Here is a 16,314-nt window from a genome sequence, read left to right as displayed (position 1 = left end):
CGGTAACAACTGCGGCAAATTGGGGCAACAACCCTGCTCCAGGACGGTTCGCGGTAGGCAACGGGGACCCCGCCCCTGTTTCACTCCTCTTCCCAGGACAACACCGTGATGCGCCGGGCATCCCCGCCCAGGTGTTCCAGCCGCAGCCGCACCTGCGGCCACTCCGTTCTCAGCGCAAAGCGCTCCGGCCATTCCAGGATGACCACCGCCGGCGCGGCAAAGAGCTCTTCCAGCCCCAGCGTTTCGAAGTCCGCCTGGCTCTCGATGCGGTACAGGTCCGCGTGATAGACCTTTGCCTTCCGCCCGTAGACGTGCACCAGCGTGAACGTCGGGCTGGTCACTTCCTCCTCCGCCGCCGCTCCCAGCCCGCTCACGATTCCCTTCGTCAGCGTGGTCTTGCCGCTGCCCAGTTCCCCGAACAACAGCACCAGCACCGGCGCCTTCAGCCGCGCCGCGAATTCCCGGCCCCACCGCGTCGTTTCTTCTGCCGAATGGGTGATGAACTCTTCAGCCACGCTGCTGCAGCTCCCGCAGGAGTCCCAGCCGCACCGCCGGCAGCGCCTCGGCCACCTCGCCCGCCAGCAGCCCCGAGGCATCCCCATCCCCCGTGGCCCGCTCCGCCGCCAGCCCGTGCAAATACACGCCTAGCGCCAGTACCCGCGCCCAATCTTCCGTCCCGAACTGCGCCGTCAGCCCCGCCAGAATTCCCGTCAGCACGTCCCCTGTCCCGCCCTTGGCCAGCCCCGCATTTCCGCTCGTGTTCACGTAGACGCTGCCCTCGGGCCCCGCAATCAGCGTATGAAACCCCTTCAGCACCACGCAGGCGTTCCAACGCCGCGCCGCTTCCTGTGCCGCCGGCAATCGCTCGCCCTGCACCGCCGCGCTCGTGCTCCCCAGCAGCCGCGCCATCTCCCCGGGATGCGGCGTTAGCGCAACCGGCCGCCCAGTGCGCCCGCGCAGTTCCCCGCCACGCCCGGCAAACGCATTCAACGCATCGGCATCGAGGATGACCGGCAACTCCGTATCGCGCACCACCACCCGGATCAGCTCCTGCGTTTCCGCATGCGTGCCCAGCCCCGGCCCCAGCGCCAGCACGCTCTTCCCTTCCAGAATCTGCGCAAACCTCCCGTATTCCAGACTGGCCAGCGACGCCATTCCCGTTTCGGTTGCGCGCAGCCCCTCGGTCATGTACTCCGGCTGCCCCGCGGCCACCACGCCCTGCACCACCTCCGGCGTCGCCACTGTCACCAGTCCCGCACCCGCGCGCAGCGCTCCGCGCCCCGCCAGAATCGCGGCTCCGCTCTTCCCCTGCGATCCGCATACCAGCAGCACATGCCCGTACGAGCCCTTGTGCGCCTCCGCCGCGCGCACCAGCGGCAGTCCCGCGAACTCCTGCGCCTCGCACCAGCGGATCCGCCCCTGCCCGGTCTGCTCCACCAGCGCCGCTGGCGTCCCGATCGCGCACACCCGCAGCGCTCCGCAGGCCCCCGCATCCCGCGAAACCAGCTGCCCGATCTTCGGCGCCGTGAAGGTCACGGTCAGATGCGCGCGCAACACCGGCCCGCCCGCGGCACCGCCATCCGCCGGCAGACCCGACGGCGTGTCCAGCGCCACGATCAGCCGCGGCGTGGCCGCCGTGGCATTCCCCGACAGCCGGTTCACGTCTTCGATCGCCTGCGCTAGCGGCCCTTCCGCCGCTCCGCGCAGCCCCGTGCCCAGCAGCGCATCCACAATCACATCGGCCCCGGCGACTTCCGCCCAGACCGCTTCCCACGACGCGCCATCGTCCACCACCGTCAGCGCGCCGCCCGTTTCCCGCCAGCGCCGCAGATTTTCCGCCGCGTCCCCGCGCAGTTCCTCCGCCCGGCCGAAGAGATACACGCGCGGATCGCACCGCGCGCCTTTCAGTTGCCGCGCCGCCACCAGCCCGTCGCCCCCGTTGTTGCCCTTCCCGCACAGCACGCACACGCGCGCCGGCAGCCCCGGCGCAAACTCGCGCAGCACGGCCTCGGCCACGTGTTCGCCGGCGGCTTCCATCAATTGCAGGCTGGGAACGCTGAAGCGCTCGCTGGTCAGGCGATCCACCTCGCGCATTTCGGCGGCGGTCAGTGCTTTCATGGATGGTTCACACTACGAAGCTGCTTGCCAACTGCGGAAGCGGGTCCGGGCGCCGGCGCGCCTCACAGCATCCAGCCGCCGCTCACGTTGATAATCTGCCCGGTGACGTACTCGGCCTCCTCGGAGGCGAAGAAAGCCACCGCCGCCGCCACGTCTTCTCCCGTCGGCGGCCGCCCGATCGGAAACCGCGCGTCGCGGATGCGCCGCGCTTCGCTGAGCGTCAATTCCTTCTCATCAATATTCGAGGGGTTCACCACGTTCACGGTGATTCCGTTCTTGGCCTCTTCCAGCGCCAGCGACCGCGACATCGCCACTACCGCCGCCTTCGCCGAGGCGTACGCCGAAATCTTGGCCTGCCCGAACGCCCGCTCCGCTCCCACCGCTCCCAGGTTGATGATCCTTCCCCAGCGGCCCCGCCGCATCTGCGGCAGCGCCGCGCGGCTCATGAACAGCACGCTCATCACGTTCGAGGAAAAAACTCCCTGCCACTCCTCCACCGACGACTCCCCCAGCAGCCCCCAGCGGAAATCCCCCACGTTGTTCACCAGCACGTCCAGCCGCCCGAAGCGCTCCGCCACCGTCTGCACCAACTGCTCGGCGCGCGCCGCCACGGTGATGTCCGTCTCTACCGCTACGCAGTCCACGCCCATCGACTGCAGTTGCCGCAGCGTCTGCTGCGCCGCGGCCTTGTTCGAGCGGTAGGCGATCGCCACGCGTGCGCCTTCCTGCCCCAGCCGCAGCGCAATGCCGCGCCCGATGCCGCGGCTCCCCCCCGTGATCAGCGCCACCCGATTTTGCAGTCCCATGTTCCCCGCCCTGAAGGCCGCCCTCGAATGCCGAAAGTATAGCCCAGCCTTGCTTCCCGCACTACCCGCCTGGCGCCTGCACGGCGCAGCACCTCGCGCCTCACCCCAGCCGCGCCACCACCACCGTCATGTCGTCGGCCTGCTCCGGAGTCCCCGCCCACTCGTCCGCCGCGCTCATCAGCGCTTCCGCGACGTCGTGCACCGGCGCCCCATGCCTGCGCTGCGCCGCCTCCTCCAGCCTGCGAGTCCCGAACTGCTCGCCATACACGTTTTCCGGTTCCACCAGTCCGTCGCTGTAGCCGATCAGCAACGTCCCGGGCGCCACCACCAGCGAGCCCTCCTCGTATTCGTACTCCTCCAGAACCCCCAGCACCATCCCCCCGGCGCCCAGGCGCTTCGCTGCCCCGTTTGCAAGACACAGCGGCGGCAGATGCCCGGCATTCGTATAGCGCAGCGTGTGCGTCGCGCAGTCATACACCGCCAGAAACAACGTCGCGAAGCGGTCGTCCGCCGTATTCCGCACCAGGTGCCGGTTCAGCCGCGAAACCAGCTCCGCCGTGCTCAACCGCTCGCTCCCCGGCACCAGCACCTGGCTGCGCAGCGCCGCCTGCAGGCTGGCCATCAGCAGCGCCGCCGAGATTCCCTTCCCCGAAATGTCCGCCACCGCAAAGAGCAGATGCGTCGGGCTGAGCTGGATGAAATCGTAGTAGTCCCCGCTCACCACCCGCGCCGCGCGGCAGATGGCACCCAGCTCCACCCCTGGCACCTCCGGCAGCTTCTGCGGAAACAGTTGCGCCTGCACTTCCCGCGCAATCGAAATTTCGTTTTCCAGCCGCTGCCTCTGCCGCTGCTCCTCGATCAGGCTGCTGATGGAGCCCGTCATCTGGTTGAACGATTCCCCCAGCACCCCCAGCTGGTCGCGCCGCGCGATGCGCACCCGGTGCGTCAGGTCCCCCGCCTGCACGTGCTGCGTGGCCCGGTAGAGATCCGCCACCGTGCTGGTGATCGCCCGCGTCAGCACGATCCCCGTGATCAGCGCCGCCAGCTCGATCAGCAGAAACGCCACCGCCACGATCTGGAAGTACATCACCTTTCCGCGGCTCAAATCCCCCAGCGAGGAAAAAATCCGCCGGTTGAGCTGCGACGGCCGCGCCGTGAAAAACGCAAACACCGGATGTCCGCGCTCCACTCCTTCCCCGTTTTCCAGATACGTCGCGTCCAGCTTCGAAAACCCTTCGACATCCGGATCGATCGCAAACCCCGCTTTCTGCAGCGTCCGCCGCCGCGTCACGATCCGACCCACCGCCCGGTACTCCGCCTCCCCGATGCGCACCGCGTCCCGCGCCCCGGCGCCCTTCACCCGCTGCGCCACCGTCACCTGGATCGGCCCCAGGTCCGGCGCCACGCTCTCCAGAAGCTCCGGCGTCACCGCCACGCTCAATTCCACAACCTGCGTCCCGCGCGCCGATGCCGCCTGCCTCAGGGCCACCAGCCGGATCTGGTTTCCCGACTGCACGATTCCCGCGAACGTCCGCGCACCCGCTCCCCCGAGACGCCGCAGCAATCCCGCATCCCCATGTAAATTAATTTCCAGCCCCGGCAGCTCCCGCCCGCCCCGCACGCGCGCCTGCCCCTCCAGCACCCCTGCGCGCAGCGCATCCGGAATCGAGGCCGGCAGCGCGGCATCCGCCGCCGCCACGTTCTCCGCGCCATCCGCCAGCAGCGCCACACGCCCCTGTACGTCCTCATAGAGCAGATACGCTCCGAGCTGGGAATAGAGAATCTGCCCCGCCAGCACCGCCAGCATCAGCAGCAGCAACACCGGTACCACCGCGATGAACAGGTAGGCCACCACCAGCCGGTTGCGCAGGCTCCACAACAGCCGCCCGCGCCACCACCCGATCAGCCGCACCAGCAGATAGCACGCCGCGAGCAGCGCCAGAAACTTGAAGAAACCCGCCGGTCCGCCGGGACGCACGAATCGCCCGGCCAGCAGCAGAATCGCGCCGGCCATTGCGCAGACGAGCGCCACCGCGTCCAGCCGCGACACCCGCCGCCCGTACCGCCGCAGACCTGTCCAAGCCGTTTTCATGGAAAAACCGCGCGAAGTCTTACTTTACCCGAAGAGAGGAAGCCAGCAGAAGCAAAACCGCAGACAAACCCAAACCCGCGCCCAGCTGTTCTGTCATTTCGGCAGGAGTCCCGGAGCCCTTTGCCGGGACCGAGTGGATGAATCCTGGTTACCGGTCAACCGGCCTTCCACCGATGCCATTCTCTCGAATCTAACAGGCTGCCGAAAAACTCACTTAAAGGTCTCATCCTCCGGCCCCGATGCTTTTCATCGGGGCCGATCGAAGATTCCGACCCGGTCGGAAAGGATCTCAGCGGTTACTCTCGGCAACCCAGGAGGTTGCAATTCTTCGCGCATCCTCATCGGATGAGCTCAGAACGACAGACGCTACTTTCCCCGCAACCGGCCAGCCCACTGCCTTACTTCGCCCCGCGCACCCGGCTGTGCTTCACGCCGTAGGTGAAGTAAATCACCATGCCGATGACGAGCCACACCACCAGCCGAATCCAGGTATCCCGCGGCAGACTGGCCATCAGCAATCCCGACACGATAATGCCCAGGATCGGCACCACCGGCACCCACGGCGTCCGGAAAGGCCGCGTAAGCTCCGGGCGCCGCTTCCGCAGAATCCACACGCCCGCGCACACAATCACGAAGGCCAGCAGCGTCCCGATGCTCACCAGTTCGCCCAGAATGCCGATGGGAATGAGCGACGCAAAAATGGCGACGAAGATGCCCACGGTAATCGACGAGATATACGGGGTGCGGAAACGCGCATGCACCCTTCCCGCCCACTCCGGCAGCAAGCCGTCGCAGGACATCGAATAAAAAACCCGCGATTGCCCCAGCAGCATGACCAGCATGACGCTGCCGAGCCCCGCGATGGCCCCCAGCTTGACCAGAAAGCTGCTCAGTTTGATCGCGTGCGCACCCGCATGGAAGACCATCCCGCCCCGCGCCGCATCCACTCCCACCGCGACTGGATCCGGTACGTTCAGCGCCGTGTAATTCACCACGCCGGTCAGCAGCCCGGACACCGCGATATACAGAACGGTGCAGATGACTAGCGAGCCGAGAATCCCGATGGGCATGTCCCGCTGCGGATTCTTGACCTCCTGCGCCGCCGTGGACACCGCGTCAAATCCGATGTACGCGAAAAAAATGACCGCCGCTCCGCGCGCCACGCCCGACCAGCCATAATGCCCGAATTCACCCGTATTCGGCGGTATGAAGGGATGCCAGTTGCCGCGGGCCACTTCCGGATTCTTCAGCACGAACGCTGCGGCGACCCCGATGAAAACCAGCACGATCGATACCTTAATGACCACGATCACGTTGTTCAGGTTGGCCGACTCCCGGATTCCAATCACCAGAACCGTCGTAACCAGACAGATGGCCAGAAAGGCCACCACGTTGAACGTTCCCGCAGCATGCTGCAACCCAGCCGGATCCACCCCGTGCGCCCGCAACGTCGGCAGAATCGTGGCCAGCCGCTCCCATCGGTTGTTGTAAAAAACCAGATCCGTTCCGGGTGTAGCCGTGAGGCTCGGCGGAATGTGAATTCCAAAATCCTGCAGAAAACTGTTCAGGTAGCCGCTCCAGCCGGAAGCTACCGTCGCCGCCCCGAAGGCATACTCGAGGATCAGATCCCACCCGATGATCCAGGCGAAGAGCTCGCCCAGCGTCGCGTACCCGTAGGTATAGGCGCTCCCCGCCAGTGGAATCATCGATGCGAATTCCGCATAGCACAAGCCGGCAAAGACGCAACCCACACCCGCCAGGATGAACGACAACACGATCGCCGGACCCGCATATTGCGCGGCCGCCGCTCCGGTCAGCACGAATATCCCCGCCCCGATGATCGCCCCCACGCCCAGCGACATCAGGGACATCGGCCCCAGCGTCCGCTTCAGGCTGTGCTCACCCGTCTCCCCAGCCTCGCTCAGCAGCCGGTCCATCGACTTGGTTGCAAAGAGTGGATTGCCCATCCGTCTCCCCCTCTCTACCGCTTCTCTCTGAGATTTTGCGCTTCTCCACCGCTGCTGCGCGGTTTCAAACTCTTTTTGCTGCTCAAGCCGCCCGCCCTGCTCCTCGCCGCGACCACAACAGGTACACCGGTACTCCCAACAGCACGATCACCAGCCCCGGCCACGCCGTCTGCGTCCGGTACAGCAGCAGGACGAACATAATGGCCGCGGCCGCCACTATATACAACAACGGCACCGCCGGATACCCAAATGCCCGGTACGGCCGCTCCGCCTCCGGCCGTTTCCGCCGCAGCACGAAGATCCCCGCAATCGTCAGCACGTAGAACAGCAGCACCGCGAACACCACATAGTCCAGCAGGTCGCTGTATAGGTTGCCATAAGTCACCGCGCCGGCCCCGTTTACGTGCCGCGTGCGCAGCAGGATCAGCACCGCAATCCACAGGCCCTGAAAGAGCAGCGCATTCCCCGGCACCCGCTTGGCATTCAGCTTCCCCGTCGCGCGGAAGAACAGGCCATCCTTGGCCATCGCGTAATACACCCTCGCTCCCGCCAGGATCAGCCCGTTATTGCAGCCGAAGGTCGAGATGATGATGGCCACCGCCATGATCGCCGCGCCCGCCGGCCCGAAGATCGCGTTCAGCGCCGCCGTGGCCACCCGGTCGTCCGGCGCGCTCTGAATCTGCGTGATGGGCAGCGCCAGCAGGTAGGCAAGATTGGCCAGCACGTACAGCGTGATCACGATCAGCGTGCCGAAGGCCATCGACAGCGCCACGTCGCGCTTCGGATTCTTCACTTCCCCCGCCGTGAACCCGATGTTGTTCCAGGCATCGGCGGAAAACAGCGAACCCACCTGCGCCACCGCGAACGCCACGAACAGCCCGAACGCCCCGCTGCCCGCCGCTACCACCGGCACCAGCCCGCGCAGAAAATTCGCACCCGGCTCGATCGGCTGCGCCCCGTGCACCGCCCACAGATGCGCGAAATTCTCCGCGATCGCCCCGGCGTTGCGCCCCACGAACACCCCGAGCAGGATCAGCCCCACCAGCGACAGCGTCTTCGCGCTCGTAAAAATATTCTGGATCAGCTTCCCCAGCCGCACCCCCAGCGTATTCAGAAACGTCAGGAAGACGATCATCAGCACGGCCACCAGCTGCTGCACCGACAGGCTCACCGCATATTTCGAAGAGATCACCACCGGCGTCACGATCCACGTCTCCGCCGAGATCCCCGGAAACAGCACCCCCAGATAGCGCGCGAATCCGATGGCTACCGCCGCGATCGTCCCCGTCTGGATCACCAGAAACAGCGTCCACCCGTACAGAAAGCCCCACAACGGCGAATACGCCTCGCGCAGGTACACGTACTGTCCCCCGGCATGCGGATACAGCGCCGCCAGCTCCCCGTACGACAACGCCGCGGCTACCGTCAGCAGCCCCGTAAAAATCCAGGTGAAGAGCAGCCCCCCGGCCGACCCCGTCTGCCGCGAAATATCCGCAGCCACGATGAAGATCCCCGACCCGATCATCGACCCCACGACGATCATCGTGCCGTCGAACAACCCGATCGCCCGGACAAATCCGTGCTCTTCCCCGGCCACTGCTGGACTGATTGTTTGCCCGGTATCTGTCATTCCTTTACCTCACGCCGCCGCCCCGCTCAGATCGCGGCCAGCAGTTCCTGGTATTGCCGGATGCGCGCCCGCGGATCGGCCGCGCGCCAGATGTCCCCGATCACCACCAGCGAGTCCGCCCCCGCCGCCAGCACTTCCCGCGCGCGCTCCAGGGTGATCCCGCCAATCGCCACCAGCGGCTTCTCCGTCAGCGCTCGCGCCTCCCGGATCAACTTCGTCCCCACCACCGGATCGGGGTTTTCCTTGGTGGTCGTCGCGTAAATCGGCCCCACCGCGATGTAGTCCGCGGAACTCTCCGCGGCGCGCCGCACCTGGTCGGCGTTGTGCGTGGACACCCCGATCCACTTCTCCCGGCCCACAATCCGCCGCGCATCCTCCACGCCCAGGTCCTCCTGCCCCACGTGCACCCCGGACGCTCCCGCCAGCACGGCCACATCCGGCCGGTCATTCACAAAAAACATCACCCCCTGGGGAAGAAAGAGTTTGGCAAGCCGGGCGGAATCGCGCATCTGTTCGCGCGCGGAAACATTCTTACTGCGGTATTGGATCAGGCGCACGCCGGACTCGATGAGCATTTGAGCGCTGTCTGTTTCTCCGGAAGAGAGCTGCGCTGCGTCCAATATCACATACAGCCGGGGGAGCACAAGCCGCATGCGCGCCTATTTCCCTCCGGAGCCCAGCATCCGTTCGATGAAGTGCGTGTCCAGACGCCCCGCCACGAACTCCGGATCGGCCAGGATCCGCCGCTGCAGCGGGATGGAGGTCTTGATGCCCTCGATCACGAACATCTCCAGCGCCCGGCGCATCCGCGCAATCGCTTCCGCGCGGTCCCGCCCGTGCGTGATCAGCTTGGCGATCAGCGAGTCGTAGTACGGCGGAATGTAGGCCCCCGCATAGGCCGCTGAATCCACGCGTACGCCCGTGCCCCCGGGCGGCTGGTACGCCGTGATCCGCCCCGCGCACGGCACAAACGTCTCCGGATCCTCCGCGTTGATGCGGCATTCGATGGCGTGCCCCACGAAGCTCACTTTTCCCACCGCCGCCTCCAGCGTCTCCCCCGCGGCGATGCGGATTTGCGCCTTGATCAGGTCCACCCCGGTGACCCGCTCGGTGACCGGGTGCTCCACCTGGATGCGCGTATTCATCTCGATGAAATAGAACGACCCATCCTCATCCATCAGAAATTCCACGGTCCCGGCGTTGGTGTAGCCGATCTTTTCCAGCGCGCGCACCACCTGGCCCCCCAGCTCTTCCCGCCGCTTCGCGGTGATCGCCGGCGAGGGCGACTCCTCCACCAGCTTCTGGTGCCGCCGCTGGATGCTGCATTCCCGCTCGCCCAGATGGATCACTTTCCCGTGCTGGTCCCCCAGCACCTGAAATTCGATGTGCCGCGGCTTCTCGATGAACCGTTCCGCGTAGACGTCCGGCGTGCCAAAGGCCTGCTGCGCTTCGCTGCGCGCCGTCTGGTAGGCCGCCAGCAGCTCTTCCTGCTTGCGCACGACGCGCATCCCCCGCCCGCCGCCCCCCGCCGTGGCCTTCAGGATCAGCGGATAGCCGATCTTCGCCGCCTCTCCCGCCAGTTGCGCCTCGCCTTCGATCACTCCTTCGCTGCCCGGCACCGTCGCCACTCCCGCCGCCTTCATCTCCCGCCGCGCGCGGTCCTTTTCCCCCATCAGCTCCAGGATTTCCGGCCGCGGGCCGATGAACGTGATCTCCGAAGCTTCGCACACCTTCGCAAAATTGGCGTTTTCGGAAAGAAAGCCGTAACCCGGATGGATGGCGTCCACGTTGGTGATTTCCGCGGCGCTGATCACGTGCGGGATGTTCAGGTAGCTTTCGCTGCTCCGCGCCGGCCCGATGCACACCGCTTCGTCGGCGAAGCGCACGTGCAGCGCGTTGCGGTCCGCCTCGGAATACACCGCGACCGTGGATATTCCCAGCTCTTTGCAGGCACAGATTACCCGCAGGGCGATTTCTCCGCGGTTGGCGACGAGGATTTTCCGGAACATGGTCAGGCGCGGGCTACTTCTTCCGGCTGGGACTTTCCACGAAGATGCGCATCACTTCCCCGCTGGCGTCCGATTCGATTTCATTCATCAGCTTCATGGCTTCCACGATGCACAGCGTTTGTCCCGCCTCTACGGACGACCCGACCTTGACGAAGGCGTTCGCGCCGGGGCTCGGAGCGGAATAGAACGTCCCCACGATGGGAGATTTCACCAGGTGCAGGTCTTCGGTGGCCCGCACCTCCGCCGCTGCTCCCGGCGCCTGTCCGGGACTCGGCTCCCCCGCCACGATGATCTCCGGCACGGAAGCCCGCATTGGTACCAGAGTGGCCCCCGCCGACGGCTTCCGCAACCGGATGCGCAAGTCGCCCCGCGAGTACTCGAACTCCTCCAGGTTGTGCTCGCTCATGAAATCGAGGAGCTGTTCAATCTGCTGGATTTCCGGCGCGGCAAACGACGCACCGCCTGCTGCTTTCTTCGCCTTTTTCGGTTTCATGCCTGTTTTAGAGCTCGATGAGATCCCGCGGAATGCGGGTCAGCACTTCTGTTGATTGCAGATGTACGGCCACGTCGTCTTCGATGCGAATCCCCCCCACACCAGCGACGTATACCCCAGGTTCGATGGTTACCACATTCCCCGGCGCCAGCCGCTGCTTCTGACCCCGCGCTACCCGGGGTTCCTCATGCACCTCCAGGCCTAGTCCATGGCCCGTACTATGCACGAACCGGCGGTCCAGCCCGTACCCGGCCAGCACCCGCCTGGCGGCGGCATCCACCTCCCCGCATTCCACCCCGGCTTGCGCCGTGGCTATGGCTGCTTGCTGGGCTTCCAGAACCCCTTGGTACCAGCCCCGAATCCGCTTGGGCGCCCGTCCCACGTACACGGTGCGGGTTATGTCGCTGCAATAGTGGGCGAGTATAGCACCCAGGTCCAGGACCACCAATTCATTTTTCCCCAGCTTCCGGGGGCTCGGCCGGGCATGCGGCAGGGCCGTGCGTTCCCCAAAAGCCACAATGCTTTCAAAAGCCGCTCCCGAAGCGCCCTCCCGCCGCATCTGATATTCGATTTCCCCCGCGATCTCCAGTTCGCGCACACCGGGCTTCAGCAGCCCCAGAACACCCTCCAGAACTTTCCCCGCAAGCAAGGCCGCCTGGCGCATACGCGCCAGCTCACCGGCCTCTTTGCACGCCCGGAGGCCCTCTACGAGGCCCCTGCGTCCCAGCCAGGTTCGCGCCTTGCCGGCCGCCCGGCGCAGTCCCCGGAATTGCTCTACGCTCAGCGCTCCCGGGTCGTATCCGATTCGCTTATCCCTGCTCCCTCGCAGCCATTGCCCCACGGATTCGTACAACGACCCTTTCTGTTGGACGACGCGCACACCGCGTGTCTCCTCGCGGGCCTGGGTCGTAAATCGCCCATCCGTGATTAGCGCCGTGCCCTTCCGGGAGATCACCAGCGCCCCTGCTTCCCCCGTAAACCCCGTCAAGTAATACCAGTTGGCTGCCTGGGGCACGACCAGCGCGTCCACCCCGGCAGCGGCCAGCCGGGTGCGCAGTGCGCGTTGTCTATTTGAAAAAGGTTCGTTCATAAACACAACGGAGGAGACCGAAGTCTCCTCCCTTATGCCCTCAGTTGGAAACCCGCCGAACTACCCGGGGATAATCCGCGGCGTCAGGAAGAAAAGCAGTTCCTGCGACTGCACCACGACGTTGGTGCGCTTGAAAAGGTGCCCGATGACCGGCAGGCTTCCCACCAGCGGCACCTGCGTGATGTCCGTGCGCTGCTGCGTGATGATGATTCCGCCGATAACCACCGTGCCCCCGTCCGCCACGAGCACTTTGGTCTCCGCCGACTGCGTATTCAACGCCGGCGTGCCCTGCACACGCGGAATCCCCGCGTCAATCTGCGTATTTTCCACGACCACGTCCATGAACACCGTGCCTTCGGCCGTAACCAGCGGCGTCACTTCCAGCTTCAGCACCGCGTCAATGTACTGAATCGAAACCGTGTTATTGATGGTGGTCTGAATGGGGATCTTCGTGCCTTGTTTGATGACCGCTTTTTCGTTGTTCTGCGTAATGATCTTGGGCTTCGAGAGCAGTTTGCCCACGCCCTTGGCTTCTGCCGCGCTGATGAAAAAGTCCACGGCGAAGTTCGGAGAACGGTGCCCGAAGAACATCCCGCTCGTCGGACCCACAGCTCCCAGGTTCACGTTGAAGGGCATCCCGCCCCCGGTGGACACCAGCGGCGGTGGGATCGGACTGCTCGTGATCGAACTGACACCGACGGCCTGGTTTCCGCCGAACAGCGTCCGGCCGCTCGTCGTCGTCCCCGCAAAGCCCAGCTGCACGCCGATGTCCTGCGCAAACGAGCGCGAAGCGGAAACTACCCGCGCCTCAATTTCCACCTGCTGCGACTTCCGGTCCAGCTGGCGGATCAGATTGTCGATCACCGGAATCGTCGACGGGATGTCGCGAATGATCAGCTGGTTGGAGCGCTCATCGGCCAGGATATCGCCGCGCGGGCTGAGGAATTTCTTCAACGTCCCCGTCAGCTTTTCGGCCTTCGCATAGCTCAGCACCCGCGTCACCGTCACCGGCTCCACGGCTTCCTGCTGCGCCTTCTGCAGGTCGCGCGAGACCTCCGCTTCTCTCTTCAAAGCGTCCCGCGTCGCGATGCGCAGCACATTGCCGGTAATCTGCTTGTCCAAACTATTATTCTGTAGCACCAGGTCTAGCGCCTGGTCCCACGGCACTTCATCCAGTACGATCGTCAGCGATCCCTTTACCCCGGGATCCAGAATCACATTCAGCCCGCTGATTTCGTGAATCAGCCGGAAGAAGTCCTTCAGATCCACATCCTTCAGGTTCACCGAGATCGGTTCGCCCGTGTAGCGCGAGGCGGCCACCGCGGCTCCGGTCGTTTGTGCCGGCCGCTCCGGAAGAGCCGTTTTCCCGCTCCACGATGCCAGCACCTGCGCGGGTTGCGTCAGTTCCCGTGGCAGCCGGAATTTCGGCGCGGCCACCTGCATCGTGCGCGCAGCCGCCCTCGAGCGAGGTGCCGGTGGCACAAACTGGAAGCTGCTGCGCCGCAGTGCAGGCTGCACCGCCGCTGCTGTCGTCGTCAAATTGACCGCATTGTCCGCGGGCGCTGGCGAAATGTCCTGAAAGGAAATCACCAGGGCCGACCCGTCATGGGTAATCTGATAGGGCGTCGCGACGCTCAAATCGATAACCACCCGGGCCACGTCCCGCTTGTATTGCCCCAGACGCACCCCACGGACCGGGGCCGACACTCCCGGAACGTCCGTCCGGTGTACGGCCAGCCGCGTGTCGCTGAAATCCAGCACCAGCCGCGGCGGATTCTCCATGCGTGTCGCACGGGCTTCGAGCAGGCCTTCGCCTTCGACCCGCACGCTCGCCCTTTCCGCCGTCTGCGTGACCGCCACGCTTGAGATCACCGCGGCCGCCGCGCTCCCCTGCGCAGCGCCGGCGGGCTTCTGGGCCTGCGCCGCCACAGAACTCATCAGCAACGCCGTGGTTGCCAATAGCAGGCAGCCGCACCGAATGGCCGGCCAAGTCGTCTTCATTGCTGTTCTCCTGGACTGGGGTACAGTCTCTTATTGACCTGACGCTCCACGGGTTTTCCGAAGGCGTCTCTCCCCACTTCGTGGAATGACACGCTATCCATCAAGATCTTTTCCACACGCCCGTCATAGAGCTGATCACCTTCGCGCAGAAAGTACGTCCGCTGCTGCGGGTTGGATACCACGGCAATCATTCCATTCGGTGCGCGTACGATCCCATCAAGCTTCAGGGTGTTTACCAGCAGCCCTGCTTTGCCCGGCGGCAGACTCTTGCTGGCATCGGCCTGCGACTTCTGCCGGCCGATCAGGGATTCAAACGGGTCCCGCCGAACCACCTTCTCTTCCGCAAATCCTGGCGCAGTACCGGGGGCCGCAGCTCTCTTTTCGACCGCAACTTTCTTGCCCGCCTTGGCCGTTTTCTTCACCACAGATTCGGCCTTCTTCTGGACCTGGGCCGGAGCCGCTTTCGCCGCCGGTTTTGCTGCCGGCTTCGCCGCGCGCCTTGCCGCTTTTGGTGCCTGGCTCGCCGTCTTGGACGCGCCCGCCGCCGGCTTGCCCGCCTGGGCCGCGGACCTTGTCGCTGTCTTCGGCGCGGCTTTTGCAGCTGGCTTCGCCGCCGCCTTGATGGCTGGCGCCGCGGCCTTCCCCGCCGGTGCGCTCTTCGCCGCAGGCTTCGCGGTCGCCTTCGAGGTGTCCGGCTTTTGCCCGGACGCGGTGCCCTGCGCGCGCACGCTGGGTGCGGCCAGTGCTAACAATATCCCTAGTACGAGTGCATGTGCAGAACGCATAGTTCGCTCAACCCCGCTTAGGGTCTCCCTGCCGGCTTAGCCGCTGCCTTGCCTGTCTGCGCAGAGGCAGCCGTTTCCGCCGGTTTCGTAAAAAACGTTGTCGCTGTAAAGGTTCCCGTGACCGTCGTGCCCGGCCGCAGCGGATACTTTTGAGTCCCGCCGCTTTCCGTTTCATGAAAGTTCAGATCACTGACGTTGATGATCCGCGACAGATGGCTAAGCCGGCTGAAAAAGTCCAGGATATTGAAATACGGGCCGTCCACCTGAATATCGAACGGCGCCTCGTAGTGATACTCCTTGGCCACCAGCGGCAGCGTCGTCAACCGGCGCACCTGCACGTTCGAAGCCCCCGCTGCGCCTTGCATCAGGCGGATAAACTCATCCACTTCCTTCTCTTCCGGAACGATCGTCTTCAGCGTCTCCAGCTGCTTGGAGAGCGCATCCATCTGCTGCCGCAATTCCCCGTACCTCTGCCGGTACACCTGCAACTGCTGCACTTCCTGATTGAGCCGCGTCTTCTCCTGGACCGCCTTGTCCACCGCGTCCCGCGTCCCCTGCACCGGCGAGAACGGGAGATACAACCCCAGTACCACCAGCACTACCGCGATGGCCACTGCCACCAGAACCTGCATGAAGACCGACATGTCTCGGAACGGATTCGGCATGACGGTTCCCCCTACCCTTTCTTAGCCGGAGCCGCGGGTTTCCCCATCGGCTGCGCCCCGGCGCTGGCCGGCTTGGCCGCCTGCCCCTGCTGCGGCGGCGCGATTTCCGCCGAAATCTGGAAGGTGAACGTCTGCACGGTCACATTCCTTTCGTCCTGGTGCGATTCCTTGATCTCGATCTTCTGGAAGTACCCCGAGCGCTTCATCTGCGTGATGAAGTTCGCCACCGAACTGATCGATGCCGCCGCGCCCTCGATCGCCAGCGTGTTCCCCTTCCGCGTCATCGAAGTCAGCCACAGATTTTCCGTGCGCGACACCGTATTCGCGATCATGTCCAGCAAATCCTGACCGCCCGTGCGGTCCCGCTGCAATTGCTCGATAATCGACACCCGCTGCTGCAGGATCTGCTTCTGTCTCTCGAACGATTCCACTTGCTGCTTGACCTGCTCCAGTTCCGTCTTCTGCGCCTGCAACTGCTTGATGCGTTCCTGTTCCTGCTTCAGGTCCTTCTGCAGCGTCATGTAGTAGAAGCTCAATACCAGAAGTCCGAACACCACGCCGGCGCCGATCAGCGCCGTCGGTAGCGCGGCGCCCAGCGGCACCGCCTTCCGCGCGGCCTTGGGACGGGCTTGACCGAGAAGATTTATGCGAATCATGG

Annotated in this window: 14 protein-coding genes; all 14 read right to left on the bottom strand. The window is 64.9% G+C overall.

From position 1 onward, the window contains the following. Positions 1 to 80 precede the first annotated feature (80 nt). Positions 81 to 596, bottom strand: a complete 516-nt coding sequence (tsaE, locus tag LAN61_08090) for a tRNA (adenosine(37)-N6)-threonylcarbamoyltransferase complex ATPase subunit type 1 TsaE (protein ID MBZ5540464.1) — start codon at positions 594 to 596, stop codon at positions 81 to 83. Beyond that, complete coding sequence (locus LAN61_08085; GenBank protein MBZ5540463.1) at positions 508 to 2,118, bottom strand: NAD(P)H-hydrate dehydratase; 1,611 nt, start codon at positions 2,116 to 2,118, stop codon at positions 508 to 510. Before LAN61_08085 ends, tsaE begins: the two co-directional genes overlap by 89 nt. 62 nt (positions 2,119 to 2,180) lie before the next feature. After that, positions 2,181 to 2,924 (bottom strand): SDR family oxidoreductase, encoded by a 744-nt coding sequence (locus LAN61_08080; protein MBZ5540462.1) that lies wholly within the window; start codon positions 2,922 to 2,924, stop codon positions 2,181 to 2,183. A 100-nt stretch (positions 2,925 to 3,024) separates the two neighbouring features. Then, positions 3,025 to 5,016, bottom strand: coding sequence for a SpoIIE family protein phosphatase (locus LAN61_08075; protein ID MBZ5540461.1), 1,992 nt, complete (start codon positions 5,014 to 5,016; stop codon positions 3,025 to 3,027). Between the two features lie 398 nt (positions 5,017 to 5,414). Next, complete coding sequence (locus LAN61_08070) at positions 5,415 to 6,983, bottom strand: amino acid permease (GenBank protein MBZ5540460.1); 1,569 nt, start codon at positions 6,981 to 6,983, stop codon at positions 5,415 to 5,417. A gap of 82 nt (positions 6,984 to 7,065) precedes the next feature. Further along, positions 7,066 to 8,613 (bottom strand): amino acid permease, encoded by a 1,548-nt coding sequence (locus tag LAN61_08065; protein MBZ5540459.1) that lies wholly within the window; start codon positions 8,611 to 8,613, stop codon positions 7,066 to 7,068. A gap of 26 nt (positions 8,614 to 8,639) precedes the next feature. Next, positions 8,640 to 9,266 (bottom strand): thiamine phosphate synthase, encoded by a 627-nt coding sequence (thiE, locus tag LAN61_08060; protein MBZ5540458.1) that lies wholly within the window; start codon positions 9,264 to 9,266, stop codon positions 8,640 to 8,642. A 6-nt stretch (positions 9,267 to 9,272) separates the two neighbouring features. Continuing rightward, on the bottom strand, positions 9,273 to 10,622 hold the full coding sequence (accC, locus tag LAN61_08055; GenBank protein ID MBZ5540457.1) for an acetyl-CoA carboxylase biotin carboxylase subunit: 1,350 nt from the start codon (positions 10,620 to 10,622) through the stop codon (positions 9,273 to 9,275). A 13-nt stretch (positions 10,623 to 10,635) separates the two neighbouring features. Continuing rightward, complete coding sequence (gene accB / locus LAN61_08050) at positions 10,636 to 11,115, bottom strand: acetyl-CoA carboxylase biotin carboxyl carrier protein (GenBank protein MBZ5540456.1); 480 nt, start codon at positions 11,113 to 11,115, stop codon at positions 10,636 to 10,638. 7 nt (positions 11,116 to 11,122) lie between these two features. Further along, positions 11,123 to 12,205, bottom strand: coding sequence for a Xaa-Pro peptidase family protein (locus LAN61_08045; GenBank protein MBZ5540455.1), 1,083 nt, complete (start codon positions 12,203 to 12,205; stop codon positions 11,123 to 11,125). 60 nt (positions 12,206 to 12,265) lie between these two features. Further along, positions 12,266 to 14,206 (bottom strand): type IV pilus secretin PilQ, encoded by a 1,941-nt coding sequence (pilQ, locus tag LAN61_08040; protein ID MBZ5540454.1) that lies wholly within the window; start codon positions 14,204 to 14,206, stop codon positions 12,266 to 12,268. Further along, the gene (locus LAN61_08035) at positions 14,203 to 14,631 is read right to left on the bottom strand and encodes a hypothetical protein (GenBank protein MBZ5540453.1); all 429 of its coding nucleotides are present in this window, start codon (positions 14,629 to 14,631) and stop codon (positions 14,203 to 14,205) included. Before LAN61_08035 ends, pilQ begins: the two co-directional genes overlap by 4 nt. Positions 14,632 to 15,008: 377 nt before the next feature. After that, positions 15,009 to 15,656: a type 4a pilus biogenesis protein PilO gene (locus LAN61_08030; protein ID MBZ5540452.1), complete on the bottom strand. Its 648-nt coding sequence runs from the start codon at positions 15,654 to 15,656 to the stop codon at positions 15,009 to 15,011. 11 nt (positions 15,657 to 15,667) lie between these two features. Further along, positions 15,668 to 16,312, bottom strand: a complete 645-nt coding sequence (locus tag LAN61_08025; GenBank protein ID MBZ5540451.1) for a PilN domain-containing protein — start codon at positions 16,310 to 16,312, stop codon at positions 15,668 to 15,670. Positions 16,313 to 16,314: the final 2 nt, after the last annotated feature.

This window comes from Terriglobia bacterium, from assembly GCA_020072785.1.
In the GTDB taxonomy this organism is placed as follows: domain Bacteria; phylum Acidobacteriota; class Terriglobia; order Acidiferrales; family UBA7541; genus Acidiferrum.
This window is presented reverse-complemented; position numbering and strand designations above follow the sequence as displayed.

Excerpts from the sequence above, each read along its gene's own strand:
- tsaE (MBZ5540464.1), bottom strand. The coding sequence starts at position 596 with ATGCCTCGGGGCTGCTGGCGGGCGAGGTGGCCGAGGCGCTGCCGGCGG.
- LAN61_08085 (MBZ5540463.1), bottom strand. The coding sequence starts at position 2,118 with ATGAAAGCACTGACCGCCGCCGAAATGCGCGAGGTGGATCGCCTGACC.
- LAN61_08080 (MBZ5540462.1), bottom strand. The coding sequence starts at position 2,924 with ATGGGACTGCAAAATCGGGTGGCGCTGATCACGGGGGGGAGCCGCGGC.
- LAN61_08075 (MBZ5540461.1), bottom strand. The coding sequence starts at position 5,016 with ATGAAAACGGCTTGGACAGGTCTGCGGCGGTACGGGCGGCGGGTGTCG.
- LAN61_08070 (MBZ5540460.1), bottom strand. The coding sequence starts at position 6,983 with ATGGGCAATCCACTCTTTGCAACCAAGTCGATGGACCGGCTGCTGAGC.
- LAN61_08065 (MBZ5540459.1), bottom strand. The coding sequence starts at position 8,613 with ATGACAGATACCGGGCAAACAATCAGTCCAGCAGTGGCCGGGGAAGAG.
- thiE (MBZ5540458.1), bottom strand. The coding sequence starts at position 9,266 with ATGCGGCTTGTGCTCCCCCGGCTGTATGTGATATTGGACGCAGCGCAG.
- accC (MBZ5540457.1), bottom strand. The coding sequence starts at position 10,622 with ATGTTCCGGAAAATCCTCGTCGCCAACCGCGGAGAAATCGCCCTGCGG.
- accB (MBZ5540456.1), bottom strand. The coding sequence starts at position 11,115 with ATGAAACCGAAAAAGGCGAAGAAAGCAGCAGGCGGTGCGTCGTTTGCC.
- LAN61_08045 (MBZ5540455.1), bottom strand. The coding sequence starts at position 12,205 with ATGAACGAACCTTTTTCAAATAGACAACGCGCACTGCGCACCCGGCTG.
- pilQ (MBZ5540454.1), bottom strand. The coding sequence starts at position 14,206 with ATGAAGACGACTTGGCCGGCCATTCGGTGCGGCTGCCTGCTATTGGCA.
- LAN61_08030 (MBZ5540452.1), bottom strand. The coding sequence starts at position 15,656 with ATGCCGAATCCGTTCCGAGACATGTCGGTCTTCATGCAGGTTCTGGTG.
- LAN61_08025 (MBZ5540451.1), bottom strand. The coding sequence starts at position 16,312 with ATGATTCGCATAAATCTTCTCGGTCAAGCCCGTCCCAAGGCCGCGCGG.